At 53.9% G+C, this 25,971-nt stretch carries 24 protein-coding genes; 5 read left to right on the top strand and 19 right to left on the bottom strand.

What is annotated here, in order from left to right:
- Nucleotide 1: 1 nt before the first annotated feature.
- The 11 genes from M2298_RS01945 to M2298_RS01895 form a co-directional block, all read right to left on the bottom strand.
- Complete coding sequence (locus tag M2298_RS01945) at nt 2-565, bottom strand: thioredoxin family protein (RefSeq protein ID WP_173596176.1); 564 nt, start codon at nt 563-565, stop codon at nt 2-4.
- Nucleotides 566-601: 36 nt separating this feature from the next.
- The gene (locus M2298_RS01940; protein ID WP_173598380.1) at nt 602-994 is read right to left on the bottom strand and encodes a hypothetical protein; all 393 of its coding nucleotides are present in this window, start codon (nt 992-994) and stop codon (nt 602-604) included.
- 74 nt (nt 995-1,068) lie between these two features.
- Complete coding sequence (locus M2298_RS01935) at nt 1,069-1,509, bottom strand: Rrf2 family transcriptional regulator (RefSeq protein ID WP_122963068.1); 441 nt, start codon at nt 1,507-1,509, stop codon at nt 1,069-1,071.
- A 216-nt stretch (nt 1,510-1,725) separates the two neighbouring features.
- On the bottom strand, nt 1,726-2,202 hold the full coding sequence (locus M2298_RS01930; protein ID WP_280648156.1) for a GNAT family N-acetyltransferase: 477 nt from the start codon (nt 2,200-2,202) through the stop codon (nt 1,726-1,728).
- A gap of 38 nt (nt 2,203-2,240) precedes the next feature.
- Complete coding sequence (locus M2298_RS01925; RefSeq protein ID WP_173598382.1) at nt 2,241-3,221, bottom strand: quinone oxidoreductase family protein; 981 nt, start codon at nt 3,219-3,221, stop codon at nt 2,241-2,243.
- A gap of 128 nt (nt 3,222-3,349) precedes the next feature.
- A complete protein-coding gene (locus M2298_RS01920; protein ID WP_280648155.1) occupies nt 3,350-3,937 on the bottom strand; it encodes a DUF1802 family protein in 588 nt (195 codons plus the stop codon).
- Nucleotides 3,938-4,015: 78 nt separating this feature from the next.
- Nucleotides 4,016-5,038 (bottom strand): multifunctional transcriptional regulator/nicotinamide-nucleotide adenylyltransferase/ribosylnicotinamide kinase NadR, encoded by a 1,023-nt coding sequence (gene nadR / locus M2298_RS01915; RefSeq protein ID WP_173596173.1) that lies wholly within the window; start codon nt 5,036-5,038, stop codon nt 4,016-4,018.
- Nucleotides 5,026-5,739, bottom strand: coding sequence for a nicotinamide riboside transporter PnuC (pnuC, locus tag M2298_RS01910; protein WP_122963063.1), 714 nt, complete (start codon nt 5,737-5,739; stop codon nt 5,026-5,028). The genes nadR and pnuC overlap by 13 nt, the downstream gene beginning before the upstream one ends.
- Entirely contained in the window at nt 5,736-6,581 is an 846-nt protein-coding gene (locus M2298_RS01905) for a TIGR02452 family protein (protein WP_280648154.1), read from the bottom strand. The genes pnuC and M2298_RS01905 overlap by 4 nt, the downstream gene beginning before the upstream one ends.
- Before the next feature lie 24 nt (nt 6,582-6,605).
- The gene (locus tag M2298_RS01900; RefSeq protein WP_122963061.1) at nt 6,606-7,514 is read right to left on the bottom strand and encodes an NUDIX hydrolase; all 909 of its coding nucleotides are present in this window, start codon (nt 7,512-7,514) and stop codon (nt 6,606-6,608) included.
- A gap of 182 nt (nt 7,515-7,696) precedes the next feature.
- A complete protein-coding gene (locus tag M2298_RS01895; RefSeq protein WP_122963060.1) occupies nt 7,697-8,971 on the bottom strand; it encodes a cation:dicarboxylate symporter family transporter in 1,275 nt (424 codons plus the stop codon).
- Nucleotides 8,972-9,235: 264 nt separating this feature from the next.
- On the opposite strand from M2298_RS01895, the gene ytvI reads away from it, so the two are divergent.
- Entirely contained in the window at nt 9,236-10,267 is a 1,032-nt protein-coding gene (gene ytvI / locus M2298_RS01890) for a sporulation integral membrane protein YtvI (protein ID WP_122963059.1), read from the top strand.
- A gap of 73 nt (nt 10,268-10,340) precedes the next feature.
- On the opposite strand, the gene M2298_RS01885 is transcribed toward ytvI, so the two are convergent.
- From M2298_RS01885 to M2298_RS01850, 8 genes are all read right to left on the bottom strand, one after another.
- Nucleotides 10,341-11,639, bottom strand: coding sequence for a (Fe-S)-binding protein (locus M2298_RS01885; protein ID WP_280648153.1), 1,299 nt, complete (start codon nt 11,637-11,639; stop codon nt 10,341-10,343).
- Complete coding sequence (locus tag M2298_RS01880; protein ID WP_280648152.1) at nt 11,632-13,047, bottom strand: FAD-binding oxidoreductase; 1,416 nt, start codon at nt 13,045-13,047, stop codon at nt 11,632-11,634. Before M2298_RS01880 ends, M2298_RS01885 begins: the two co-directional genes overlap by 8 nt.
- Nucleotides 13,048-13,245: 198 nt before the next feature.
- Nucleotides 13,246-14,565 (bottom strand): MFS transporter, encoded by a 1,320-nt coding sequence (locus M2298_RS01875; protein WP_122963056.1) that lies wholly within the window; start codon nt 14,563-14,565, stop codon nt 13,246-13,248.
- 283 nt (nt 14,566-14,848) lie between these two features.
- Complete coding sequence (locus M2298_RS01870) at nt 14,849-15,859, bottom strand: TAXI family TRAP transporter solute-binding subunit (protein ID WP_173598386.1); 1,011 nt, start codon at nt 15,857-15,859, stop codon at nt 14,849-14,851.
- A complete protein-coding gene (locus M2298_RS01865) occupies nt 15,856-17,223 on the bottom strand; it encodes a sigma-54-dependent transcriptional regulator (RefSeq protein WP_173596166.1) in 1,368 nt (455 codons plus the stop codon). The genes M2298_RS01870 and M2298_RS01865 overlap by 4 nt, the downstream gene beginning before the upstream one ends.
- Nucleotides 17,204-19,150, bottom strand: a complete 1,947-nt coding sequence (locus M2298_RS01860) for a transporter substrate-binding domain-containing protein (RefSeq protein ID WP_173596165.1) — start codon at nt 19,148-19,150, stop codon at nt 17,204-17,206. The genes M2298_RS01865 and M2298_RS01860 overlap by 20 nt, the downstream gene beginning before the upstream one ends.
- A 233-nt stretch (nt 19,151-19,383) precedes the next feature.
- Nucleotides 19,384-19,761 carry a VOC family protein gene (locus tag M2298_RS01855; protein WP_173596164.1) on the bottom strand — a complete coding sequence of 126 codons (378 nt, stop codon included), beginning with the start codon at nt 19,759-19,761 and terminating at the stop codon, nt 19,384-19,386.
- A gap of 90 nt (nt 19,762-19,851) precedes the next feature.
- Nucleotides 19,852-20,778, bottom strand: coding sequence for a helix-turn-helix transcriptional regulator (locus tag M2298_RS01850; protein ID WP_173598387.1), 927 nt, complete (start codon nt 20,776-20,778; stop codon nt 19,852-19,854).
- A 181-nt stretch (nt 20,779-20,959) separates the two neighbouring features.
- On the opposite strand from M2298_RS01850, the gene M2298_RS01845 reads away from it, so the two are divergent.
- From M2298_RS01845 to M2298_RS01830, 4 genes are all read left to right on the top strand, one after another.
- Nucleotides 20,960-21,730 carry a YheC/YheD family protein gene (locus tag M2298_RS01845; RefSeq protein ID WP_173596279.1) on the top strand — a complete coding sequence of 257 codons (771 nt, stop codon included), beginning with the start codon at nt 20,960-20,962 and terminating at the stop codon, nt 21,728-21,730.
- 180 nt (nt 21,731-21,910) lie between these two features.
- A complete protein-coding gene (locus M2298_RS01840) occupies nt 21,911-22,888 on the top strand; it encodes a LacI family DNA-binding transcriptional regulator (RefSeq protein ID WP_122963050.1) in 978 nt (325 codons plus the stop codon).
- Between the two features lie 336 nt (nt 22,889-23,224).
- Nucleotides 23,225-24,952: an amidohydrolase family protein gene (locus M2298_RS01835; RefSeq protein ID WP_122963049.1), complete on the top strand. Its 1,728-nt coding sequence runs from the start codon at nt 23,225-23,227 to the stop codon at nt 24,950-24,952.
- Nucleotides 24,953-25,222: 270 nt separating this feature from the next.
- Nucleotides 25,223-25,924, top strand: coding sequence for a YczE/YyaS/YitT family protein (locus tag M2298_RS01830; RefSeq protein ID WP_122963048.1), 702 nt, complete (start codon nt 25,223-25,225; stop codon nt 25,922-25,924).
- Nucleotides 25,925-25,971: the final 47 nt, after the last annotated feature.

The raw sequence follows: 25,971 nt of genomic DNA, 5'->3' as shown, positions 1-25,971 counted from the left end.
TTTACGCTTTGAGCCTCGCCTTCACGCTTTCGATCACGGTGCGCCACACCGCAGGATCAGTCGTGATCGTTTCCTTGAACGTCCGATACAGCTGCTTTTGCTTCTCCTCAAAATCCGGCGCATCGGTCGCAGGCAGCGTCGCCCGCGCAGTTGTGATCATTTCCTGCACCTCTGGCGAGCGCGGCCCCCAGACACAAGCTTCGTAACCATCCTGGTCGAGGAAAACGAAAATCGGGATCGCCCGCGCTGTACCGTTCGTCAAGTATTGGTCCATCAGCTCCAGATTCTCGTCGCGAATGAGGAAGCGCAGCTCGATATTGCTTTCTTCCGCGATGCGTTGAATGACCGGAACGCACAGCGCCGCATCTCCACACCAGTCGGCTGTCAGCACGATGCCTTTCCAGTTGCGCGCGGACAGCTCCTTCCAAAACGCGAGGTCTTCCTCGCTGAACGTCAGCTGCTCGTAGACGCGGCTCAACTCTTGCTTGTTCACATTCATGCTGTCGCGATACTGCTCAAACGTCATTCCTTTTTCAAACCAACTGCTCTGATTCACGTTAGACATAATGGGTACTCCTCCTCTATATGCAAAAATGATAAATTATTGCTCCCAAATCGCTGACGTGCCCAGGCGATTTCGCACAGAAAAATGTCTGGCCTTGCCCGTTTGCACCTCAGTTGCCGAGTCCCGCACCGCTTCTGCTTTTGCCGCAAGCTCCAGGAACCACGCTTTGTCGCGAATGAGCAGCGACAGGTCGATCAAATCATGCAAAGATTCCAGATCGTCAAAAGTGCCTGTCGACATGCGCTCCAGCCATTGCAACGGGATGGCCACGATCTTGCCCACCGTGTTTTCGTTGTCGCATTTGACGACGTAGACTTTCGCAATGCCCCGCAATGAATCGACGGTTTCCACGAAGCCTTGAACCAACTCGCCATGCTTGGTCTTGCCCAATACCCAATCACTGATTTCCAGCAACTGTTCCCGATTCATACGAACGCACCACCTTAAAATGTAGTAAAAATAGTTACAGTTTCCAGTCAAACAAGTCGCTTCGTCTGCTTTGCTTATTCGCTGACCTGATCCTGACACGTGCTTTGACGAATTTTATCCAGAACGCTCTGAATGGTAAGCTGCTCCAAATACTTCGTGTAGTACAGCTCTGCTTCCGTAAAAATTTGATCCATCACGTTGTGGATATTCGCAGACACCAGGCAGGCTTCTTTCGGGTCACCCGAACACCAATGCGGCTTCAAGGTTCCTTTTGACATGGAATGGTAAATCTCGGCCAGTGTCACTGCATGCGGATCGCAAGCCAAAATGTATCCGCCGCCTACGCCTTCTTTTGTCTTCACAAATCCGTTTTTTCGCAGGATACCCATAATTTTGCGTATTCTGGCAGGATTGGTGCACACGTTTTGCGCGATGAGCTCACTGCTTGCCATATGTCCCGGTATATGAGCCAACAAGGCCAAGCTGTGAACAGCTATCGTAAACTCACTATTCACGTCTGAGACGGCCCCCTCCGAAAGTGTACTGTAATCATAATTCTTACAGTTAAGAATGTCAACAATTGCGGGAGGCGTAACTGTATTCCATATATGCTGGTTTTTTCTTTTGCAGTGGTTGTGGTGGCGGTGGCGGGCTTGAGCGGGAGGAAGCCTTGGTCTGGCTGGCTCTGGCTTCCGTTCTGGTTTCCTCTTCCCCTCTCATGCTCATACTGTTTAAATCAGCTTGACCAACACGATTTCGTCGCGAATCGAAATCCCGTTGTCCGCGATCAGCGGAATCTCCGGCTTGATCGCCCGCGCTTTTTCCACAGCGTTGACATGCAGCTCGTGAAACTGATAGCCGCGCCGCTGATAAAAGCCGAGCGCATGCAAGTTGTCATTGGTCGTCACCAGCTTCATCCGCTCGCAGCCCGCTTCCTTCGCCGCCTGCTCCGCTCTCGCCAAAAGGGCAGAGCCGATCCCCCTGTTTTCCGCCAGGCTGTCCAGCGAAATGATTTCGCACTCGGTCTGCTCCAGCACATAGCTGACATACCCCTGGATCGCGCCATCCGCGCCGATGTGCGCATAGCCGTCCAGCTCGTCACATGTAAAAATGCCGCTTCCGATCACCATTTGCGGACTTCCCCAGTTGGTGATGAAAAAGTCCGTAATGACGCTTTTCGAAAGTTCGCTTGCCGCTATGATGTTCATGCTCTGCACCTCTTTAGCCGTTTCGATTCTCCCGTATGCTAGGGCCGCACTTGCAGCAGTACCTTTCCTGTGCTCTGTCTGCTTTCTACCCATGCGTGGGCGTTTGCCGCCTCTTCCAGCGAAAACACTTTGCCGATCTTGACGTCGAGCTGCCCTTTTGCCAAAAAGTCGATCACTTGCCGGGCTGTATCCTGCAAAAGATGCGGACGCAGCTTCCGCGTCGTGCCGAAGCTGAAACCGAGCACCGAGCGGCAGCTTGCATGCAGATCAAGCGTGCGGATTTGCCCGATTTCTCCGCTCGCATTGCCAAAATGCACGAGTCGGCCGTACCAGGCGAGACATTCGATGCTTCGTTCGCTCACCCGGCCGGAGATCGAGTCCAGAATGACGTCAGCGCCAGCCCCGTCCGTCAGCTCGCGTACTTTTTCCACAAAGTCTTCCGTGTCGTGGCAAATGACATGATCCGCTCCGGCAGCCAAAGCGACTGCGGCTTTTGCCGCGCTGCCCACGCTCCCGATGACGCGCCCCGCTCCGAGAAGCTTGGCCAACTGGATCGCCGTCGTTCCGATCCCGCCCGCCGCCGCATGGATCAGCACCGTTTCTCCTTCAGCCAAACGGGCGACTTTTGCCAGCAACTGATAGGAAGTAAACGACACCACAGGGCAAGCTGCGGCTGTTTCCGTGCTGATCGAGTCGGGAATCGCGAAGGTGAGCGCCTCATCGGCAACGACGTATTCCGCATACGAGCCGTTCGCCGGAAACGCGATCACGCGCTGCCCGACGCGCAAATTTTTCACTTCTGACCCGACTTCTTCAATTACTCCTGTCGCATCCAGTCCGGGAATAAACGGCAGCTTGGCTGCTCCCTTTTTGCCGTAGCGCGACTTGATATCGGCAAAATTGACACTCGCCATCTCCACGCGAATGAGCACTTGCGCAGCTGAAATCTTCGGTATATCCACGTCCGTGTACTGCATCGTCTCCGGGCCGCCCAGTTGTGTTACCAAGATCGCCTTCATGAACATGCCTCCCATGCTGATTGGTCGCTCTTTTACTTCCGCATGAGCTTCCGATTCCCTGCCAGTTCCTGCCGATCAGACGCAAAAAACCGCTCAAGGCGTGAACGGCTTCTCGCTTTTTTATGCTTTTATGCTTGCAAAATGCCCAAGATTTCCGCCTTTTTCCGCGCAAACTCTTCGTCGGCAAGCACGGGCGCAAACTCGCTGCGCGGCAAGTCTGCGAGCAAATCGTGCCACGATTTGCACCCCTGGTAAGCGGCCTCAATCGGAATCACGACCGGCTGCGCCAGACGGTACATGCGGACGAACAAAATATGCAGCGGCTGCTTCTTTTTCCAGTGCAGACGCACATCCGCAAAGTTGTCTGTCCAGATGTGGTAAGGCGAGAGCGCGCGCAGCTTGGCTTCGTCCATCAGCTCCACATCGTCGGTCACTTCGGCAAAATATTCGATGGAGACGGTCGTCTGATCACTCGACCAGCCTGCAAGCGTCGCATCCAGCAAATGGTGGTAAACTGGCTTCACCATGTCGCGCTTCTGATGCTCGTAAGTAGGGTACAAGTAAAACAGATTGTTTTCCAATCGAAATTCTCGTGTTTCTTCGTATAACCCGCCCTTGCGGATCGTAATAATCTGCTCGCCTTCCCCGAGCGCTTTGACAGCGACCGCCCATTCCTTCAGGCTCAAGGGGGATTGCGGCTGTACGATCGTCTGCATGCAGTACGTCTCCCTTCTCTCTGTCAGAATCGTTTGATGACCATAGTCTAGCTTAATTCCGACTAAAAGGGAAGACATTTACAGCAATTGATTGACTTGCTGCACAGCGCGATGCAGACGCTCTTCATAGTCACCTGTAATCGTCACGTAAGCAATGCCCCGCTCATCCAGCATCCGGCACAGCTTTTGGTGATTGTCCAGACGGATTTGCTCAGCGCCGTGGACGCGCAGGCCGTCATCAATCCAGGCGACATCCGGCGCGAGGAGCAGCCACAAATCGTAATGCTGTTCGCGCGCGATTTCGTCCAGCACCGGAAAGGAAGTCCCTGTGTAAAGCTCTGAATAAAACTGCGTGACGATCGCTTCCGTATCGATGAACAACAGCTTGTTGGCCCGCTGGAGCGCTTCGTATTCCTTCATTTTGTGCCCGTAGGCGATGTGCGGGAAATACTCTTTCGTCAAAATCGTGTCGCAGCCGCCCACCTCTTCGCAAATCGTGCGGCCGTACTCCTCGACAAACACAGTGTTGTAGATTTTGGCGAGATAGCGGGTCAGCGTCGACTTGCCGCAGCTTTCCGTCCCGACGACGACCACCTTTTTCACAAAGAAAGGCTGAGCCACGGCCGGAATGTGCTGCCAATGGGCGAAGACGCCCTCGTTTCTGATCCGGGTAGCCGAGATCGGCACCTGACTGCGCGCACCATCGAGCACGACGTGTTTGGCGTCCGGGTACAAGCGGCGAAAAATCGGGTCATACGACTGCTCCGAGCTGAAGACAAAATCGATCGGCTTGCCGATTTTGCGCTTGATGTCGGCAGCGCCCGCCTGCCAATCGTACGTCTCGTCGCTCTCCGCGCCATCCTCCACCGCAATTACCCGCACATTTTCCATATCCTTGACCAGTGTCGACAGCCAGCGCAGCCTGACCTCGTACGGTATCGGCTTCATCCCCGCCGCTTCGCACAGCTTTTGATCGCGAACGGGGCTGTGCGAGAGCACCACGTACAGCTCGTCGCAGCGGCACGCCGCCTGGGTAATGGCGTAGACGTGCCCTTGGTGCAACGGCAAAAACTTGCCGCCGATAAAGCCTACGGTACCCATAGCTGCCCCTCCTTTTGCGCGCGATATTGGCGAATCCAGTTCAGCAGGCCGTAAAGCGCATTGACCAGGTAAGCCGACCACATGACGAGAATCGAGATGTCATTGCCGTCCGCGAGAAAAGCGACCACCCACATGTAAATCGTGAACAAGTCGATGATGACCCAGACAACCCACTGCTCTACCAGCCGTTTCACCATGAAAATCATCGCCACAATCGAGAGAACGGCTGTCAGCGAATCGATGAAGGGCAAGGCTCCGCCCAGCTGTTTCAGCACAAATCCGTAGGCGACCGTAGCGACTACGCACAGCACGCTCCACCAAATGCGTTCAGACGAGCGCAATACGGCTATTTTGACGTCGTTTTGCTTTTGCTCCGACACTTTGTTTTTGCGCCACATGATCAGTCCGATAAACTGCATCGGCAAAAAATAGAGCAGATTCAGCATCACTTCGCCGTAATACTTTTGCCCATACGCGACGAAGGCGTACAAAATCACATTGACGATGCCCGGATAGTAGTTGAACGTCTTGCCTTTGGCGACCAGCACGACACTCAGCATCCCGGTCAATGACGCGCACAAGCCGATCCACGTATCATCGAGCGCTACGTACAAATAGACGGTGACAAGCGTAAACGAAGCCAGCCAAATCCGCTCGAACCAATTCCAGTCTGCCAAAAACCGACGACTCATTGCGATCATGCGAATCTCTCCTTGAACGCCCGCAGGTTTTCCTGCCGCGCCGAATGGTCATAGATGGCGAAGACGATCTGGTCAAACAGCGGCGCGTACTCTTCTTGCAGCAACACCTGGGCAAAGTAGTCCGCCACATCCCGGGCGTGATTGCGAAAGACGCCGCAGCCGTAAGCGCCCAAAATGATTGTGCGTTTCTCGTGCATCGCAGCCAGGCGCAGCACTTTTCGGATGCGCTCTTTCATTACAGTTGCGATTAGGCTGACATTTTCCGGTTCGCGCTCGCGGACTACTCCCGCGTTCACAGCCGGAGCGGTGACAAACGACAGCAGGTACGGCTCATCCAGCAGTTCGCCTGCCGCGTTGCGGATCACGGGCACGTCGGGCGAGTAAATCATGTAGTCGGAATAAAAGCATGTTTTCAATTGGCGATTGTACTGGTACATTTCCTCCATTTGCACCAGGCACGGATACAGTCCGGACGCCCGGGCCAAGCTTTCCTCCTGCGCCTGGCTCCCGCCGAGAAAGCCGCCGCCCGGATTTTTCGCCGAAGCGAAGTTCAGGCAGAGCGTATCGCTGCGCTTTTCCCGCACAATGAGCCTTTCCGCTGCCCCCAAGCTCGACTCAAAGGTCACCTGGATCGAGCCTCGGCCCGTTCTCGCTACCCCTGCCGCCGAGTTCTCGGTCAAATCAGCTGGACGATACAACAGAGTGCCGCTGACTGCTGTCGCAAGCTCGGCTGCGATCTGCACTTTTTGTCCGCGGCGATTCACGTACTCGCCTTGCTCCAATATGTGCAACGTTTCGTGGGCCGTTTTTGCGCGGCCGCCACGGTTGTTTCCCTGGCTCATCGTTTCTTCTCTCCCTGCTTGCGCCTATGACTGTTCCATCCACTCCGGGTTGAAGCGATAGTATTTGGATGGACGGTGTCCGGCATGTTTTCTGTATTGGTTCGTTTCCAGCACTTTGTCTGCCACCTTCCGGCGAAATGCCGCTGCGAGCAGCTCCTTGCCCAAAATGACTTCATACACCTGTTGCAGCTCGCTCAACGTAAACAGCTCCGGCATCAAGGCAAACGCGATATCGGTGTATTCAATCTTGCCGCGCAGCCGCTCCAGCGCGTACTGGATCAGCTTGGCGTGATCGAACGCGATATTGCCAGCGTCCACAATCTCGCGCTTCTCCTGCACGATCCGGTTGGCGATCGTCTTCGTAATCTTGATCGTGGCAGACAGTTCTTCCTTGGCATTGACCAACCGCAGCTCCAGCCATTTTTCCGTTACCGTGCCGTTCTCTGTCGCCGTTTTCGTTTCCTTCAGCCACTTGTCCTCGATGCGAAACCACTCTGCCTCGTCCGCGTCATCCCCTGCCTGCAAACTGAGAGTCGAGCTATCGACCAAAGCCATGTAGGAAGTGCTGATGACTCGCATGCGCGGATCACGCCCGACGTCTCCCCACGTGTACAACTGTTCCAGGTAAATGTTCTGGATGTTCGTTTCCGTAAACAACTCGCGCTTGGCCGCATCCTCCAAACTTTCGCGCGGCGAGACAAACCCGCCCGGCAGCGCCCATTGGCCCAAAAAGGGATGTTCTCCGCGCTTCACGAGCAAGATTTGCAACGATTTGGGCGAGAGCTTGCGGTAGTTTTCTTCCTGTTCGTCCACTACGGTGAAAATAAGCATATCGACTGTCACGGACGGCCGCTCGAACTGGCTGGCATCGTACGTGCGCAAATACTCCTGCTCGGTCTGGCCTCTTTTATTGACAAGCGGTTTATCGGTCATGGAAATAAAATCACCTCTGGAAAAAATCATTTATTGTTACGCATGTTTTGTTATTAACAAAATGTTATTATCAATTTATTTTCATCATATTACTGCTTCCTGTTTTTGGTGTCAAGCAAAAACAACAGCAAAAAGCCCCCTGTCAGGACATCCTAACAGGAGGCTTTCGTATGTTTCGATGGTTAAGCCGCTCTTGCTTCGGCTTTCACTTCTTGAATGTACTGCTCTGCTTTTTGTTGGTCAAACTGGCCTTCCCAACGGGAGATGACGACAGCAGCCAACGCGTTTCCTACCACGTTGACGACGGTGCGAGCCATGTCCAGCAGTCGGTCGACACCAGCGATAAAGGCGAGTCCTTCCAGCGGAATCCCTACGGAACCGAGAGTCGCAAGCAATACGACAAACGATACGCCTGGAACACCGGCAATCCCTTTGGAAGTTACCATGAGCACAAGCATCAGCGTAATTTGAGCGCTGATCGGCATATCAATGCCGTACATTTGGGCAATGAACAAAGCAGCCAGTGCCTGGTACAAGGTCGAGCCATCCAAGTTGAAGGAGTAGCCCGTCGGAACGACAAAGGAAGTAATCGCCTTTGGACAGCCCATTTTCTCCATCTTTTCCATGATCTTCGGCAGTACCGTCTCCGAACTGGACGTGGAGTAGGCCAGCAACAGCTCGTCCTTCAAAATGCGAAGAATCGACGTGATCTTGACTCCGCTGATGCGGGCGATCGTTCCCAGTACGACGAGGATGAAGAACAGCATCGCCAGGTGAACGAGGATGACCAGTTTTCCCAATGGAACAAGGGACGACAAGCCAAACTTGGATACCGTCACCCCGATCAGGGCGAATACACCGAATGGGGCAAAGCGCATGATCGCGTTTACAACCCAGAACATCGCATCGGCAACTCCCTGGAAGAAGGCGAGCACGGGCTTTCCTTTATCCCCGGCAGCGGCAACACCAAGTCCAAACAAGACAGAGAAGAAAATAATGGCCAACATGTCTCCGCGGACAATGGCATCGAATATGTTTTTCGGAACGATATTTACGAATGTGTCAATCATGCTGTGACTTTGCGTCGTTTCCGCTGTCTCAACATACGTATGAATGTCTGTTTTCGTCAGATGGGACATGTCGACGCCCACACCCGGCTGGAACAGGTTGGCGGCCAAAAGACCGACCACAATGGCAATCGTGGTAACGATTTCAAAATAGAGGATGGTTTTTCCGCCGATTTTACCGAGCTTCTTGATGTCTCCGACTCCCGCTACCCCAACGATCAGAGTGGCAATGACAATCGGAACGACAATCATTTTGATCAGCCGCAAAAATACATCGCCAATAGGCTGCAAATAGGTCGCCACTGCCGGGTTGCCATAGAAGATGGCACCCACCAGGATACCCAGAATGAGTCCGAGGACAATTTGAATCGCTAACCCAAACCGCTTCATTCTGACACCTCGCTAGTATAGTTTGAAAAGAATGGTTTGTCACACTATATACACATCCGCCTGAAACGAAGTGTTATATAGATGAGAATCATATCATGTTTTTTTGGCTACCCTGTTTTTTTCTATTCTTTTTATTTCTCTTTATTTTTTGACAACCAGCTCTTTTTCCGCAATTAGCGGGCAGATTGTGCTCGGTTCGGCAAAAATGCTAAAATAAGCCTACCGTAATACGCTGGACTCATTAAACATGAATGGAGCACTTTCATGACAATTCGGAAAATGTTGCTTCTGGGCTTGCTGTTGGCCGTTGCACTATTTCTATTGCCATACTCTGTCCCGTTTCTGCTCGCGCTTTTGACCGCGATTTTGCTTGAGCCGCTTGTTTTGTTCCTCATCCGTCGGGTCAAAATGAACCGGATGGGCGCCGTCAGCGTCTCCTTTTTGCTTTTTCTCGTCTCCTTTGGCATCATTTTGTACTGGATCGCCACGCAGATCGTCATTCAAGGGATTGATTTGGCCCAGCGGTTGCCGGGCTTTTCCCAGCACTTGTTCGAGCTGGTGGAATCGTACCTGTTAAGCTGGGAAAGCTACTACGCTACTTTGCCGGCAGACACGGTCGTGCAAATCCAGAGCGTCTTTGCCGGATTGAAAAACTGGGCGATCACGAGCGCGTCAGGCGTCGCCAGAGCGATTCTCGGAGCCGTTGCGATCATCCCCGGCTTTTTGATCAGCACGATCATTTACCTGGTCGCGCTGTTCCTGATCAGTCTGGATCTGCCAAGGCTGCGGGCTGGCTTCCTGCGGATGTTCACCGTGTCGGCCAGAGAGAAGGTCAATGTTGTCTTTTCCCAGTTGAACCGCGCCACCGTCGGATTTTTGCGCGCACAAATCATCCTCAGTCTCCTGACGTTTTTGCTTTCGTTTTTGGGGCTGCTCATCTTGCACGTAAAATACGCGGCTGTCGTCGCTTTGCTGATCGTACTCGTCGATATTTTGCCCATTCTCGGAACAGGTTCTTTTCTCGTTCCGTGGGCGGTCTACAACTTTTTGACCGGAAATGCCCGCCTGGGGATCGGGCTGATTATCCTGTTCCTCGTCATTACCGTTGTCCGGCGCATTATCGAGCCGAAAGTTCTCGCTTCCAACCTCGGGATCAGCGCCCTGGCGGCTCTCGTCAGCCTCTTCCTCGGTTTTCAGGTCATGGGATTTTTCGGGCTGATTATCGGCCCTGCGCTGGTGATCATTTACGAAGCCTTGCGCAAGGCGGGCTTTTTGAACTTCAAAATTGATTTTTAAAACGCAGGTCGCGGCGTTGGACGTCTATATGAAGCAACAGCAAAAAACCGCCTGGACAATCCAGACGGTTTTCTTATTCCTTGGGGGAGACGCGGGCTAACAGATCGACGAGATGCACAGCTTCCATGCGCCCGTCCAATCCGGCGCGATGAATCCCGGCCTTCATCTGAAGCAGGCAACCCGGATTCGAGGTGACGAGAATGTCCGCTTGCGTCTTTGCGACGTACCCCATTTTTTCGTCCAGCAAACCGGAAGCCATCTCGGGCTGGAGCAAGTTGTAGATGCCTGCCGAGCCGCAGCAGCGCTCCCCTTCAAACAGTGGGACATACGTTGCACCGGGGATCGCTTTCAGCAGTTGGACAGGTTCGTTGCTCACCTTCATCCCGTTGCGCAGGTGACAGGAAGACTGATAGGTGATTCGCTGCGGCAAGGACTGCCACGTTTGCGCATCCATTTGCTCGCCCAACACCTCGCTGATGTCTTTGACTCGCGCCGCAAACCAGTCAGCCTGCTCGCGCACCTCCGCGTCGTCCGTGAGCAAATGGTCGTACTCTTTCAGCATGGCGCCGCACCCGCCCGCATTGGAAATGATCATGTCCACATTCGCTGCGTGAAAGACCGCTACATTGGTCCGCGCCAGCTTGCGGGCGATGCCGCGCTCTCCGCTATGGGCATGGAGCGCGCCACAGCAAACCTGACCAGGCACGATGACAACCTCGCAGCCCGCTTCGGCGAGCAAGCGCACCGTATTTTTGTTCGTCTCCTGAAACAGCACATCCATAATACAGCCGGAAAACATCCCGACCCGATACTTGCGTTCCCCAACGGCCGGGATGACCGCAGCTTGCCATTCGTCCGCGAGACTGCCAGCGGCTGCTTCCGGCATGATCGCTTCCATCTCCCGCAAGTACCGGGGCAGCCAGAACAGCAAGCCCAGCTTGCGCACTGCCTTTTGCAGCCCGGAGCGTTGGTAAAAGCGCAGCAGTCGGCCGAGCTGTTGCAGCCGCTTTTGCTCGGGAAACAGATGCACAAAAGCGAGCTTGCGCACGGCTTTGACCCACCACGGGTGCTGCTGTACGTCCTCGATCGCCTCCCGCGTCTGCTCGATCAGCTGTCCATAAGACACGCCAGCCGGACAAACTGGCTCGCACGCCCGGCAGCCCAGGCACAAATTCATCTGGTCGACAAAGTCTTTGTCCGGTTCCATGACGCCGTCGGCCACCGCTTTCATCAGGGCTATCCGGCCGCGCGGAGATGCCGCCTCATAGCCTGTCTCGCGAAACGTAGGACAGGCTGGCTGACAAAAGCCGCAGCGCATGCAATTGGACAATTCCTCGTAATCCAGCTTTTTGACGAGCGCTTCTTTAAGCACGCTGCACCACCACTCTCTGGCGCGACTCTTTGGCGAACATTTTTCCCGGATTCAGCAAATGATTTGGGTCAAAAGCTTGCTTGATTCCCTTCATCACTTCCATTCCGGCAGCCCCTGCTTTCCATTCCAAATAGGGCGCTTTGACGATTCCGACGCCGTGCTCTCCGGTAATCGTCCCGCCCAGCTCGATCGCTGCGGCGAATATTTCTTCAAAAGCGTGCTCCACGCGCTCGATTTCCTCCGTATTCCGGGCATCGGTCATACAGGTCGGATGCAAATTGCCGTCTCCCGCGTGGCCAAAGGTGCAGATTTGCAGCCCGTAGCGGCTGGCGATTTCCTGGATGGCGGCGACCATCGGAGCGATGGCTGCGCGCGGCACAGTCGCATCCTCCAAAATCGTCGTCGGCCGCATTCTGGACAGGGCGGCAAGCGCACTCCGTCTCGCCGTCATGACTTCGTCCGCTTCTTCCGCTGTCGTCGCCACTTTGATTTGTACCGCAGCGTTTTTTTGGCAGATCGCAGCAATTTTATCCATGTCCTGATCGACCGTCAGCGGGTCGCCATCTTGTCCGATCAGCAAAATGGCCGCCACGTCTGTAGGAAGCCCGACCTTTTTGAACTCCTCGACGACGCGAATCGTGCCCTGATCGAGAAACTCCAGCGTGCCGGGAATGATCCGGTTGGCGATAATGTCCGACACCGACTTCGCCGCCTGCGCCATATCCGCGTACATCGCCAGCATGACCCGCTGCGTCTGCGGCTTGGGAATCAGCTTCAAAATCGCCTCCGTGATGATCGCCAGCGTCCCTTCGCTGCCTACCAGAAGCTTCGTCAGATCGTAGCCCGCTACGTCCTTCATCAGCTTTCCTCCGGTGCGAATCATCTCTCCGCTCGGCAGCACCGCTTCCAGTCCCAATACGTAATCTTTGGTCGTGCCGTACTTCAAACCGCGCAGTCCGCCCGAATTGAGCGCAATATTCCCGCCAATGGTCGAAATGACCATGCTCCCCGGATCGGGCGGATAAAACAGTCCGCGCGCTTCCACCGCCTGATGAATGTCGACTGTCCGTACTCCCGGTTGAACCGTAATCGTCAAGTTTTGCTCGTCGATCTCCACGATTTGATTCATGCGGTTGAGCACCAGCACAATGCCGCCTCCCAGCGGAATCGTCCCGCCGCACAAGTTGGAGCCAGCGCCGCGTGTCACGACGGGAATCCGTGCCGAGGCGCATAGCCGCATCACCTCCTGAACTTCTGCGGTGCTCCCCGGCATGACTACGGCATCGGGCAAAGCTTGTTGCATAGGAGTCGCGTCATACGAATAGGCTACAAGCGCTTCCTGGCTGTCCAGGCAATGTTTCTCGCCGACAATGGCCCGAAGCTGTGCGCGAATCGGTGCAGGCAACATCCAAAATCTCTCCCTTCCGGCAATCCCTTTCTGCATCCATCCATCAATCGTTCAAATATTCGCTCTTTATCATCCGTTTTCATTTTATGTAATGAAATTACGTTAGTCAAATCGTTTTTAGTAAATTTTGTTTCAAAGTATTTTTTCACCCCCAAAAAAAAAAGACGCAATACGCGCCTTTTTTCTGTGTACACCTCGTCAGCTTGCGTTCTTCTGGTCATCCAGCTCAGCCTCGATCCGGGAAGCGCTGGATGTTTCGCCCATGCGCCAGTACGTAATCAGGCTGATCGCAATACAGCCGGCGACATAGTAGTAGAAGAGCGATTCAGAACCGATATTTTTCAAGCCGAGGGCGATAAATTCAGCCGTTCCCCCGAAGACGGCAACCGTGATCGCATACGGGAAGCCTACGCCCAATGCGCGAATTTCCGTCGGGAACAGCTCGGCTTTCACAATCGCGTTGATCGAAGTGTAGCCAGTGACGATGATCAGCCCTGTCAGCATCAAGACGAAGGCAACCATCGGACTTTTGGTTTGCTCCATCAGCAGGAACATCGGCACCGTAAACAGCGTTCCCAAAATACCGAATCCCATCAGGAGCGGACGACGGCCGATCCGGTCAGACAGCAATCCGGCAATCGGTTGCAGCACGACGAAGACGAGCAACGCCGTGAAGTTGATCCAGCTTACCGTTTCTTTCGGAAGTCCCACGGTATTGACCATGAACTTTTGCAAATACGTCGTGTACGTGTTGAAAGCAATCGTTCCGCCGAGCGTCAGTCCGACGACGGTCAGCACGGCCTTCGGATGCTTCATCAGCGCTCGAAGAGTACCAGCGCTTTCCTTGCTCTTCTTCTCCATTTTCGAAAATTGCTCCGACTCATCCATCGAGCGGCGCAGCCAGAGGACAGCCAAAGCTCCAAGCGCCCCGATCACGAACGGAATGCGCCAGCCCCATGCATGCATGTCCGCTTCGCTGAGAACTTGCTGAAGGACGATTTGCACCCCGAGGGCAAGCAACTGTCCGGCGATTAACGTAACGTACTGGAAGCTGGAATAGAAGCCGCGGCGTCCGCTGCTCGCCATCTCTGACAAATAAGTAGCGGAAGTTCCGTATTCTCCACCCAGTGACAAACCTTGCAGCAGGCGCGCGAGAACGAGAATAATAGGCGCATAAATGCCAATCGTGCTATAGCCTGGCGTCAAGGCGATAATCAGGGAACCGCTGGCCATCACCGTAATCGACAGCGTCAATGCTGCGCGTCTGCCGTGACGGTCGGCGTAACGCCCCATCAGCAAGCTTCCGATTGGACGCATTAAAAAGCCGATGGCAAAAATCGCTGCGGTGTTGAGCAGTTGGCTGGTCGGATCACCTTTCGGGAAAAACTCGGACGAGAAGTACACTGCGAATGCGGAATACACATACCAGTCGTACCATTCAATCAGGTTTCCGATCGAACCTTTGAAAATGTTGCCCGTGATGCGTCGCGAATTGGCGCGATCGTTTGCTTGACTCACTTTTTTTCCTCCTCCAAATGTAATCGGTTTCAAAAATCATTCGCGAATATACAAAAGCAAGTTGCATGCCAAACCAGTCGCAAACTGCTGGCAGGTCACAGGCAAACGATTCTGAGCGCGCGCTATCCATGGAATTTTCCGATCTGCCAAAATGTTTCGTCTAGCAAATCAGCCGCCTGCGTCCATCAGCATTTTTCTTGGCCCACACAAAAACCCGGCAAAAAACTCCGGTTGAGGCGGAATTTTTTGCCGGGTCGGTAACATGACGCGTACTTTTTTTCCTTTACGGCTGTGGCTCCTTCGCTCGGGCCAGCTCCGCGTAGTACAAGGCTGCTCCCGGATGAAGCGGAACGACCAGGTTTTCGCCCGCTTTTTGCCTGTCGATTTGCTTCGCGGCTTCATGGGCATGTTGCAAGGCGCCCAGATTTTCGAAAAAGGCTTTCGTCAGCCGATACACTTGTTCGTTGGGCAAATCGGAGCGAACCAAAAGAATATTGCGGATCGCAACCGTCGGGATCGCTTTTTCGTTTTGGTAGACGCCAGGCGGAAGCTGGGCTTTTTCGAAAAAGGCAAACCGTTTGGTCAGCTTTTCGATATGCTCGGGAAAGATCGGGACGATTTGCACCTCATCGGTGGATTGCAGCGCGAGCACAGCCGTGTTGGGCAAGCCGGACGTGACGAAGGCTGCGTCAATCGCGTTGGTTTTCAACTGCTCGATCGCCTCCGAGTAAGACAAATACTCCGGCCGCAGATCGTTGTACGTAATGCCGTGCTCGTTTAAAATCATCCGCGCGTTGACCTCGACGCCGCTGTTCGGCGCACCTACGCCCACTCGCTTGCCTTTCAGATCGTACACGGAATGAATGTCCCGGTCTTTTTTCGTCACGATTTGCACGTAGTTCAAATACAGCCCGGCCACCGACTTCATGCGCGCAACCGGCCCGCTTGACTGGAAGCTCTCCAGCCCGCCGAGCGCGAACGAAGCGACATCCGACATCGCAAAGGCCAAATCGGCTTTTCCGCTCTCCAGCAGGCGCACGTTTTCCACAGAGCCGTCAGAGGAGCGCACCGCCGTATGATAGCCGAGCTTCGTTTGATACACTTTAGCCAACGCTCCCCCGATGACGTCGTACGGACCTGACGCGCCGCCCGTTGCGATCGTCAGCAGCGCTTGTTCTTCACCGGGAACAGGCTGGGTCGACTCCGGCTTCGGAGCGCACCCGCCAGCGCTTGCCAAAAGCGCCAATCCAACAACGACAGCCGTCACGGCAATCCATGCGCGAGCCTGCCTCATTGCGCGCCTCTCCCGTATTGCTTCAGCTTCTCGCGCAAGCCCCGTTCGCTGATCGCAAGCTGCTTGGCCGTGTTCAACCGATGCCCGTTGTTATTGTCCAGCGTATACAAAATGTACATCCGCTCTGCTTCTGCCAAAGTCAATCCTGGCGGTATCAACAGCGCTTGTTCTTCTGCTGCTTGCGCCTGGCTGCTGCTCCGCTTTTCGCGCACTGCTTCCGGCAAGTCATGCGGCCCGATCACTTCCTTTTCCGATAGGGCAACCGCATATTCGAGGATGTTGGACAGCTCCCGCACGTTGCCAGGGTATGCATAGTCATACAGCTTTCGCTTGGCCTCCGGACTGAGCGTTTTCGTCCTGACCCCCATATTCGCCGAATACAAGGCCAAAAAGTGCTCCACGAGCAGCGGCACGTCTTCCTTGCGCTCTCGCAATGGCGGCAGATGAATCGGAATCACGTTCAGCCGGTAGTACAAATCTTCGCGAAACGTTCCTTTTGCCACTTCGTCCTGCAACTGACGGTTCGTTGCGGAGATGATTCGCACGTCGACTTCCTTGGACTGCTGCGAGCCGATCGGCGTGACCACCTTTTCCTGAATGACGCGCAAAATTTTGGCTTGCAGGGCGAGCGGCATCTCGCCGATTTCATCGAGAAAAATCGTGCCGCCATCCGAGCGCTCAAACAGACCTTGCTGCCGCGCGTACGCTCCGGTAAACGCCCCTTTTTCATGCCCGAACAGTTCGCTTTCCAACAGCAACTCAGGGATAGCCGCGCAGTTGATGACGGAAAAGGCGCGCTTTTGCCTGTCGCCTTGATAATGGATCGCCCGGGCGACCAGCTCTTTTCCCGTCCCGCTTTCTCCGCTAATCAGCACATGCGAATTGATGTCCTTGACCTTTTCCACCAGTTGAAACACTTTCTGCATGGCATGGCTCTTGCCGATGATCCCCGCGTACGTTTCCTGCTGGCGGACAGCCTGACTCAGCACCTGAACCTGGCGATGCAGCTGCTGAAAAGCGAGCGCTTTGCCGAGCAGCAGCCTGACCTCCTCCAAATTGAGCGGCTTGGTCAAGTAATGGTAGGCACCTGCTTTCATCGCCTCGACGGACGACTCGATGGAGCCGTAGGCAGTCATCATGATGACGACTGCGTCCGGCTGCTTTTCCTTGATCTGGCGCAAAAGCTCGATCCCGCTCGTCCCGCGCAAGTTCAAATCGAGCAGAATGCCGTCGATCGGCTCCTGTTCCAACAACTGCAAGCTTTCCTCTGGCCCGGAGGCAGTGAACACCCGATACTCGTCATCCAGGGCAAAGGAAAGCGACGAACAGATCGCCCGTTCATCATCAATGATCAAGATGTTCATCGCCAGTCTCTCCTTTCGCAAAATGCAGGTAGAACGTCGTTCCCGCTCCTTCTGTGCTCTGCACGGTAATTTCTCCCCCGTGGTCGTGCATGATTTTTTGACTGAGGTACAAGCCTAGTCCGATTCCTTGGCTTTTCGTCGTGAAAAAAGGCTGGAACAAATGCAGCCTGTCCTGTTCGCTCATGCCCGGCCCGGTATCGGAAATCGCCAGGCACACCGCCCGAGCTTCTCCGGGCAGTACGCGAAACGTCAATTGCTTGTCAGCAGATTGTTGCGCCATCGCTTCGCTGGCATTCAGCAACAGATTGATCAGCACTTGCTTGATCCGGTCCCGATCGACAAGCACGTCCACATCGAGCGTAGGGTCAAGCTTTGGCTCGATCCGCTCGCTCTCCAGCCGCTTGGCAAAAAGTCCCTGCACGGATTGCACAATCTCCAGCAGATTTTCCCACTTGCGCTGCAACGGCTTTTCCCGGGAGTAATCGAGCAAGTCTTCGATGATGCGGTTCATGCGCGCCACTTCTTCGGGAACGTGCTCCACAAGCTGTGCGCGGAAGCGTTCGTCATTCAGCTTCTTCGGCAAAAGCTCGGCAAACGTTTTGATCGCGGTGAGCGGATTGCGGATTTCGTGAGCAATGCCCGCGACCAGTTCGCCCAGCGCGCGCATTTTTTCCTGGGCAATCAAGCGGGCCTGCAAATGCTTCTGCTCCGTCCGATCCTGCAAGCAGAGTATCCCGCCCGTTCTCTGTCCAGCCCCGTTCGTCAAAGTAGCGAGGTAGTATTGCACAATCCGACCCGTGCCATCCCCCAAGTGCAGCTCGCCTTCCAGCACGCGGGCATCCTGTATCTGCAAAAGCTCCCGGACGGGCAGCTCCGGCAGGCAATCCATCACAGACGCGGCTTCCGGCTTGTCCATGTTCCCCAACCATTTTTGTGCCGCATGGTTGATCAGTGTAATTTTGCCTTCCTGGTCGAACGACAAGATGCCGTTGTCTACGCTGTTGAGAACCGTCGTCTGAAAAGCGAAGCTGTCCGCCAAAGCTGCCGTTTGCCTCCGAACTGCTTTTTGCAGCCTTTTGTTCCACAAAAAACTGCCCGTCAACACGACGATGACGATGCCCATCACGATGAGCAGCCCGTAGACCAGCTTTCGCCACCAGTCGATCGCCAGTGCGCTGTACGGCTCCAAATACCGCGAATACAACTGTTCATACACGCCGTTGCGGTGCAGTTGCGCCAGTCCGGCATTGAGCTTGTTCACCAGCTCGTAGTTTCCTTCCCGGACGGCAAACGCATAGTCGGACGGCGGAATCAGTCCCGTGCGAATCCGGTAGTCGCTCCCCTTGCCCGTTCTCTCCAGCATATACTCGGCTGTCCAGCGGTTGCCCAAAAACACATCGGCCCGATCGAGAAAAAGCATCTCCAGCGCATCCGTCTGACTGAACGCAGCCAGCCTTTTGCCGCCGCGAATGCTCTCCAATTGCGACACGCCTGCGTCGTCGCGCTGAATTGCCACGACTTTGCCCCGCAGGTCGCTGATCGCCGCAATATCCCGCATCGCTTGCGGAATGACGAACGCGTCCGCCGCGGTCAAATACGAGTCGCTAAAGTCGAACTGCGTATCGCGCGTACTCGTGTATTTCATCCCGACAACCACGTCCAGCTGTCCTTCTCTCAGCTTGATGACCGCATCCTCCCATTCGAGCGGAACATACTCGATCTGATAGCCATGCAAGGCGTCCATGCTGCGAATCAGTTCAATATCAAACCCGGCTGCTTCCCCGTTTTTATCCACGTAAGACAGCGGCGGCAAGCTTTTGTCAAAGCCGACGCGGATGAGCCGCTCTTCCTGCGCTTTCGTATGAGCGATTGGTACGAACAAGCAAACCAAGGTGAATAAAGCGATGAGCCATGCGAACCTGCGCAAAAAACCCGCCTCCTTTCTCCTGCTCTTCGTGCCGTCCAGACGGGTTGATGCAACAAGCTTATTATGGACGAAGGAAGCATGCTTGAAAAGAATGCATGCGCCCGAACGCCAAAACTACAGTTACAGCCAAAACCAAAACCAAACAAGCCGAGTCTCCTTTTGGCATGGAGAATCGGCTTGCTTTTCTTTCCTCTGCATCTGGCGGATCGCAGAATGCCGGACGCCGCTGAATCTCAGACGAACAGGCTGATCAAGTTTCCGTCCGGGTCTTTGACGATCGCATAGCGCTGGCCCCAGACGGCATCCCACGGCTCGCGGTGGCTTTCGTAGCCGCGCTCGACGATTTTTGCATACAAAGCGTCCAAAGCGGCGGCATCCTCGCATAAAAAGGCCAGCTCGATTCGGTGGCCGCTGGCAGGCTCCCAACCGCCGTAGACGCTTTTCGCGATCTCTACCGTGTCAAAAGCCAAGCGGACGCCATCCTGCGCCACTTCTACGTGGTGCTCCCCATTCGCCTCTTCTGGAATCGCAAGTCCGAGCGTGCGGTAAAAGTCCAGCGCTTTTTTCATATCCTGTACGACAATTCCTACCATATCGAGCTTGATTGTCATGTTTAATGTCCTCCTGTCCTTGTTCACAGCTTCTCCCGCCAGAGCGATCCAGGCGTCAGCGGGGGTCTTGTTCAACCATATCAGACAAGCCTAGTTGCCGGATTGTAAAAAACGGACAGCTTCGGGCGATTGCTGCACCTGCACACCTGTACGCTGGGGCTGGGCAAAAACTCCGCTTGGCGGCTCGCCGTAAAAGCTGCGAAAGCTTTTGATCACGTGCGACTGATCGTAATAGCCGCATTGCAAAGCCGCTTCTACAAAAGGCACCGCCTGATTGCGGGACAGCATTTGCAGCAAGCTTTGGAACTGAATGATGCGCATAAGCTCTTTCGGCCCCACGCCAAAAGCTTGCTGGAACAGCCTGCGCACGTTTCTTTCGCTGTACGCCACTTTGTCCGCCAAAGCCGCGATGGACAGCGTTCCGCGCTGCTCGTACATGTACTGCATGCTGGTCAACAGCAACGAGTTTGTCGGTGGCCTGTCGCGGTTCAGGCACTGCATAAGCATTTGCTCGACACGGGCGATCCGCTCCGCCGTATTCGCCGCCTCCAAAATTCTTTCCATAGCCCAAAGCGCCTCCATCCCCCACAAATCTTGCAAAAAGACATGGGCTGCACTCACTTCGGCTACGGGAAAGCGGAAAAAACGGTCTGCCTCCTCCACGAAAAAGCGAATGCCGAACATCGACTGCGGCCCTGCCAGTGGCATGACTTCATAGGAGGTCATCAACCCGGTGACAAAAGCTCCGCTGGCAAACGTCCCGGCTTGCAGATCGAAAATGATGTCGACGCAGCCATCCGGTATGACCCGGTGCAAGTGCGGCGTGCTCTGCCCGTGAAACTGCGGCGTGCTCTGCCCGTGAAACTGCGGCGTGCTCTGCCCGTGAAACTGCGACGTCCAATAGCAAGCCACATAGTTCGCCAGACGCTCGCTCGGCAAGTATTCGTGATAATGGTAACGGTCAGGCCAGTCCGGCTTTTGCAAGGTCGGCGGCTGCACAGGTCGGTATCGTCTCATCGTGTTTCTCCGTTCTTTTGGCGAGCCTGCTTCACTGGCTTTTGCGAAGCGAAGCGGGCTTCTTTGCTTCTAGAACCTATTTTCCCCACGATGGCCCAACTCCTGCTCACTTTTTCCCAATTTGTTGTATATGTTAGCAAGAATGGAACTTTGATCTTTGGAGAAAGGCGAGGTGCACGATTTGATCTCCTCATCCAAATGGAGTCTTCATCAGTTCTTTTCCAAAAGCCCGTACGTTCGCCCGTATTTGCCCCCCACGTCGCTCTACCAGCCTGCGCTTCTCGAAGACTATCTCGGCAAGTACGGCACGGTTTATATCAAGCCGACCAGAACCCACATGGGCAAAGGCATCATGCGCGTCTGGAAAACAGCAGACGGCTTTTCGCTCGTCAAAGAACGCGGAGAGCCTGTACAGGCAGGCTCCTTGTCCGAGTTGAAGCAACAGCTCGCTCGCCAATGCACGGAAAAAAACTACGTGATTCAAAAAGGGCTGGACTTGGCGGAGCTGGACGGACGACCGTACGATATACGCGTCATGATGATGCGAAACGGCCTCGGGAAATGGCAGTATGCCGGAATGCTGGCAAAGGTGGCTGGCAGCGACAGCATAATTACGAACGTCGCCCGCGGCGGCGGATATGCGGTTACCGTTCCGTATGCCTTGACGAAGTCGAAAGCCGTGGAGCCGGAACAAGTCAAAGCCATCGTCGCGAAGCTCATCCAGGTCAGTCATCGCGTCTGTGCGCACTTCAACAAGTACCGCCACAGCGCGCAAATCGGGGTTGATTTTGCCATCGACAAGCAAGGCCAGCTCTCGATCATCGAGGTCAACTACGACTTTCCGTCGCACGCGCTTTTTGCCAAGCTCAAGGACAAAACGTACTTCCACAACATCAAGCGGCTGCACTACCAGTACAAAAACCGGGTGAGGCGCAAAAAGAAAAAAGCGTGAGCGGGCCATTTTTCGGGATAGAGCTTTCAGATCGCCTCTGGATTCTCTATCTTTGCTTTTTTCGAAAAACAACAACAGAATTTTCTTGCAATTCCACAAACACAATGCTACTATTCTCTCAACAGAACAAGTTAATCGATTAACTGATACGTTTAACTAAGCTTTGGCAAGGAGGTTCCCATGGCTACTTTAAAAGACATTGCCAAGCATGCGAATGTCAGTGCCTGCACCGTCTCCCGATATTTGAACGATGATATCGTCATCAAAAAAGAAACAGAGGAACGCATTTTGCACGCCATCAAAGAACTCGGCTACGTGCGCAACGTGGTGGCAAAATCGCTCAAGCGCAAGGAGACGTTCAACATCGCTGTCATCCTGCCGAAAATCAACAACCTTTACTATTCCGAGATTACCTCCGGCATCAGCCAAACTTTGGGGAAGCATCACTACAATCTCTATATTTATGAAGTCGACAACCTGAACCTCCAGGAAGAAGCCATCCTCCAGCTCATGCGCGAAAACATGGTAGCGGGCATCATCTTCATCGGCTTGTTCTCGGACACTTCCTTTTCCGAGAGCATCCAAAACGTCATCGACTGGAACATTCCCGTCGTCTACGCCAATCGCTGCATGCCGTTCGAAGGCTTCCCGCTGCTGTACCCCGATTTGGTCCAGGCCAGCAAGTTAGGAACCGAATATTTGCAAGCCAGCGGCAAAAACAAGCTCGCTTTTGTCCACAAAAAAGTGCCCGATCAGCTGCTCGCGCTATTTTTGGAAGGGTATCGCCAGGCGACGAACAGCGACGAGAAGCCACTGCTCCTGGAAATCTCCGATGAACTGGAGCTTGTCAAAGACTGCATTCCGACTCTTGTCGAAAACAGCATCGAAGGCGTTTTTGTGCTGAACGAGCTGAGCGCTGTCTATTTGACAAAAGCACTCGTACAAGCCAACATTCGGATTCCGGAAGACATGGCTGTGCTGAGCTTGGGCAATTCCTTGATGTCGCAAATATCGACCCCTGAGCTGACATGTGTGGATTTGCAGAACCGCGAGCTTGGGATCAAAAGCGCAGAAATGATTTTAAGCCAGATTCGCAAAGAAGAGTTTGAACCTGTCACTGTGCTTGCGCCGTGCATCGTCGTGCGAAAATCAGCGTGACTGGATGGCGCGACAGTTGGTAGAACAGTTGGCAGCGCAGTTGGTAGAACAGTCACCAGGCCGCAAAAGGACCACACGTCTTTTGGCCTTTCGTTCCTCTTTTAGTTAAACGATTAACTGAAAATTCCCTTCGTTTTTGGGCTTGCATGGAAAGCTGCTTTTTTACACCCACTTGGTTAATCGTTTAACTAAGCAAATTTTCGTCCCATGCAGCCAGTCTCTTTTTGTTCCCTTTTAGTTAAACGATTAACTAACGATCATCACCCTACTCCCGATAAGTGCAGAGCCTAGCTCTACTTATATAAAATTTTTGCCAAGGAAAGGAAGAACTCAGCCATGAAGCAAACAGAAATCAACCACCTTGAAAAAGTCCGTGCGATCTTCGATATTTTGCACGGGAAAAAGGAAGCCGACCTGCTCCTGAAAAACCTGAACATTTTGGATGTTCACGGAGAAACCGTCTACCATGGCTCCCTCTTGATTTACGACAAACGAATCGTTGCGCTCAACCCGGACGAATCGGTCATCCAGGTAAAAGAAGTATTTGACGGTCAAGGACTGTATGCCATTCCAGGCTTGATCGATGCCCACCTGCACTTCGAATCGCAGCTCGCTCATCCGACGGCGCTTGCGGAAGCGATGGTGCCTTGCGGGACGACGACGATTTTTGCAGAATGTCTGGACCTCCTCAGTGCTGCTGGCGAAGATGGCGTGCGCGCGGCGCAAAACTTGTTCCGCGATTACGACAAGCTGCCGTATCGCCTGTACGCTTTTGCGCCTGGCAAAAAGACCGCAGCTTGGGTGACCAAAGAAGTGCTGGAGATGGAGCCAGTCATCGGTTTGGGCGAGTTCGAGCATTTCACCTACAGCAAAGGCGATGAGGACGATTTCCAGAAAGCAGCGTGGGTGCGGGCCAAAGGCGGCTTCATGAATGGCCACTGGGGCTTGACCGCTCTGCCAGACATGGTGCTGAACTACTTGCCAGCCATCGGGGTATCGAACAACCATGACGTCTGGAACGGAGACGACATCGAAAAAAGCATCCGCTACGGCTTCCCTACCCAAATCAAATTTGGCGTCGGCAGCAGCGAAGTCATCAAAACATTGCTCCGCTCCATCGTCGACCGCAAGTTCCCGACGGAAAACTTCATGCTCTGCACCGACAACATCTCGATTGAGCGCTTGTTGAAAATGGGACACATGGATTGGATCATCTCCCTCTGCACCCAAATGGGCATCAATCCGATCAAGGCGATCAAAATGGCTTCCTACAACACGGCGAAATCGTTTAACATGGATCATCAAATCGGCTCTTTGACACCAGGCCGTTTTGCCGATATCGTGTTGACAGATAGCTTGTCGCAAATCAACCCGCTGTACGTCTTCAAGGACGGGGAATTGATTGCCAAAGACAGAAAAATGTTGAAAAATGCCGACATCGACTACTCTGCCATGTGCACAAAAGGCGTCACCGGGCTGGACGACTTGACGCCGGAGCAGCTTGACATCGTGCCGCTGGAACTGTCCGAAGACGGGCAACAAGCCAAAGTGTACCTGTTTGACGTATACGGCCGCGGCCACGCCAAGTTTTATCAGGAAATCTGGGTGCCTGTAGTAGACGGCAAAGTCGTCGCGGAGCATGAAGGCGAAAAATTGAGCCGCCTGTCTGTCATTCGCCGCTATGCCGATGGCAAACGCCATATTGTCAACGGTTTGTTCAAAGGCGTTTACGTGGAACACGGCGCTGTGGCAACCTCCTGGCCAGCACCGATCCCGTACTTCGTCGTCGTCGGGCAAGAAAGCGAGGAAATGTGCTATTGCGCCAAAGAAGTGGACAAGTATTCCGGAGCTTGCATCGTCACCGATAACAAGACCAACAAAAGCGTGCTGCCGCTGGAAATTTACGGGGTGATGGCGAACATGACTGTCAGCGAACTGACGCAAAGCGCCGATGCCATCGACGCCGCTCTGGAAGAGATGGGCAACCGCAACGAAGGCGAACCTGTTGTAAACAAGCTGCTCAGCCTGTTTATCTCCCTGCACCGCTTCCGCTTCATGGAATAATGGCAAAGCTCGTCAAGACTGTCATTCACTGTCTGAATCATCGGAATCTTTTTTGCCTGAATCCTTTTCACAAAAAAAGAAAGCGCTTTAACGTATGGGGGGATGATCTCTCAAAAAGCCTCATCTCCCCCATGCCTGCGCACATTTCGGGGGAACATTTGCTATCTCACGCTGTATCGTATCCTGCTCGCGCTACTTTCCCTCCCCATTTTCACGCCTGGTGGTTTGCTGTCAGCATCATAAAACTTCTTTAGAAAGAGGGATTGGTATATGCACACTCACGGGGATTCGACGGAACTGCAACTGAAGGGCAGTTTGACCAAACGGTGGATCATTTACTTGGTCGGCATTTATATCCTGACTCTTGGCATCAGCCTGGCGATCCGGGCGGGAATCGGTATTTCGCCGCAGAGCAGCCTTACCCGGACGCTCACTGTCATTTATCCAAACTTGACCCAAGGCACTTATTCTTTCATGCTGGAGCTGCTCATGCTTTTGCTTGCCTTTCTCGTCATGCCAAAGGCGTTCCAGCTCAAGTATTTTGCCGGATTGATCCCGGCGCTTGCCCTCAGCCTGTTTCTCGACCTGAACTTGCTGTTGACCGGCTTCATCCAGTTGGATTTGTACGCGGCAAAAGTCATGCTGCTGATTGTCGCTGACGCGGCTCTCGCCTTTGGACTGTTTCTCATGCTCCAGGCGAACCTGGTCCTGATTCCCGTCGATTTGTTCGTCAATACGCTGTTCCAAAAAACCGGGTGGAAATGGGGGAACATCAAGACCGCATTCGACTGCTCCCTTTTGGTCGCCTCGGCATGTATCGGCCTGCTGTTCCTCGGCGAAATCAAGTTCATCCGCGAAGGAACGATTATCAACGCCATCCTCGTCGGCCAATACATCAAGCTGTACACGCACCTGTCCAAAAAATCGCAGGCCGGAAAAGTCCCGCAAAATCCGAACATTATCAAAAACTAGCTGCATCCTTTTGACGGTAAACATTCGGTTGCAAACAAAACAAAAGC

The sequence above is a fragment of the Brevibacillus sp. 1238 genome, from assembly GCF_029892995.1.
Lineage (GTDB): Bacteria > Bacillota > Bacilli > Brevibacillales > Brevibacillaceae > Brevibacillus > Brevibacillus parabrevis.
This window is presented reverse-complemented; position numbering and strand designations above follow the sequence as displayed.

What these genes read in the sequence shown, in the direction of transcription:
- M2298_RS01945 (WP_173596176.1), bottom strand. Translation starts at nt 565, where the DNA reads ATGTCTAACGTGAATCAGAGCAGTTGGTTTGAAAAAGGAATGACGTTT.
- M2298_RS01940 (WP_173598380.1), bottom strand. Translation starts at nt 994, where the DNA reads ATGAATCGGGAACAGTTGCTGGAAATCAGTGATTGGGTATTGGGCAAG.
- M2298_RS01930 (WP_280648156.1), bottom strand. Translation starts at nt 2,202, where the DNA reads ATGAACATCATAGCGGCAAGCGAACTTTCGAAAAGCGTCATTACGGAC.
- M2298_RS01925 (WP_173598382.1), bottom strand. Translation starts at nt 3,221, where the DNA reads ATGAAGGCGATCTTGGTAACACAACTGGGCGGCCCGGAGACGATGCAG.
- M2298_RS01920 (WP_280648155.1), bottom strand. Translation starts at nt 3,937, where the DNA reads ATGCAGACGATCGTACAGCCGCAATCCCCCTTGAGCCTGAAGGAATGG.
- nadR (WP_173596173.1), bottom strand. Translation starts at nt 5,038, where the DNA reads ATGGGTACCGTAGGCTTTATCGGCGGCAAGTTTTTGCCGTTGCACCAA.
- pnuC (WP_122963063.1), bottom strand. Translation starts at nt 5,739, where the DNA reads ATGATCGCAATGAGTCGTCGGTTTTTGGCAGACTGGAATTGGTTCGAG.
- M2298_RS01905 (WP_280648154.1), bottom strand. Translation starts at nt 6,581, where the DNA reads ATGAGCCAGGGAAACAACCGTGGCGGCCGCGCAAAAACGGCCCACGAA.
- M2298_RS01900 (WP_122963061.1), bottom strand. Translation starts at nt 7,514, where the DNA reads ATGACCGATAAACCGCTTGTCAATAAAAGAGGCCAGACCGAGCAGGAG.
- M2298_RS01895 (WP_122963060.1), bottom strand. Translation starts at nt 8,971, where the DNA reads ATGAAGCGGTTTGGGTTAGCGATTCAAATTGTCCTCGGACTCATTCTG.
- ytvI (WP_122963059.1), top strand. Translation starts at nt 9,236, where the DNA reads ATGACAATTCGGAAAATGTTGCTTCTGGGCTTGCTGTTGGCCGTTGCA.
- M2298_RS01880 (WP_280648152.1), bottom strand. Translation starts at nt 13,047, where the DNA reads ATGTTGCCTGCACCGATTCGCGCACAGCTTCGGGCCATTGTCGGCGAG.
- M2298_RS01870 (WP_173598386.1), bottom strand. Translation starts at nt 15,859, where the DNA reads ATGAGGCAGGCTCGCGCATGGATTGCCGTGACGGCTGTCGTTGTTGGA.
- M2298_RS01865 (WP_173596166.1), bottom strand. Translation starts at nt 17,223, where the DNA reads ATGAACATCTTGATCATTGATGATGAACGGGCGATCTGTTCGTCGCTT.
- M2298_RS01855 (WP_173596164.1), bottom strand. Translation starts at nt 19,761, where the DNA reads ATGACAATCAAGCTCGATATGGTAGGAATTGTCGTACAGGATATGAAA.
- M2298_RS01850 (WP_173598387.1), bottom strand. Translation starts at nt 20,778, where the DNA reads ATGAGACGATACCGACCTGTGCAGCCGCCGACCTTGCAAAAGCCGGAC.
- M2298_RS01840 (WP_122963050.1), top strand. Translation starts at nt 21,911, where the DNA reads ATGGCTACTTTAAAAGACATTGCCAAGCATGCGAATGTCAGTGCCTGC.
- M2298_RS01835 (WP_122963049.1), top strand. Translation starts at nt 23,225, where the DNA reads ATGAAGCAAACAGAAATCAACCACCTTGAAAAAGTCCGTGCGATCTTC.
- M2298_RS01830 (WP_122963048.1), top strand. Translation starts at nt 25,223, where the DNA reads ATGCACACTCACGGGGATTCGACGGAACTGCAACTGAAGGGCAGTTTG.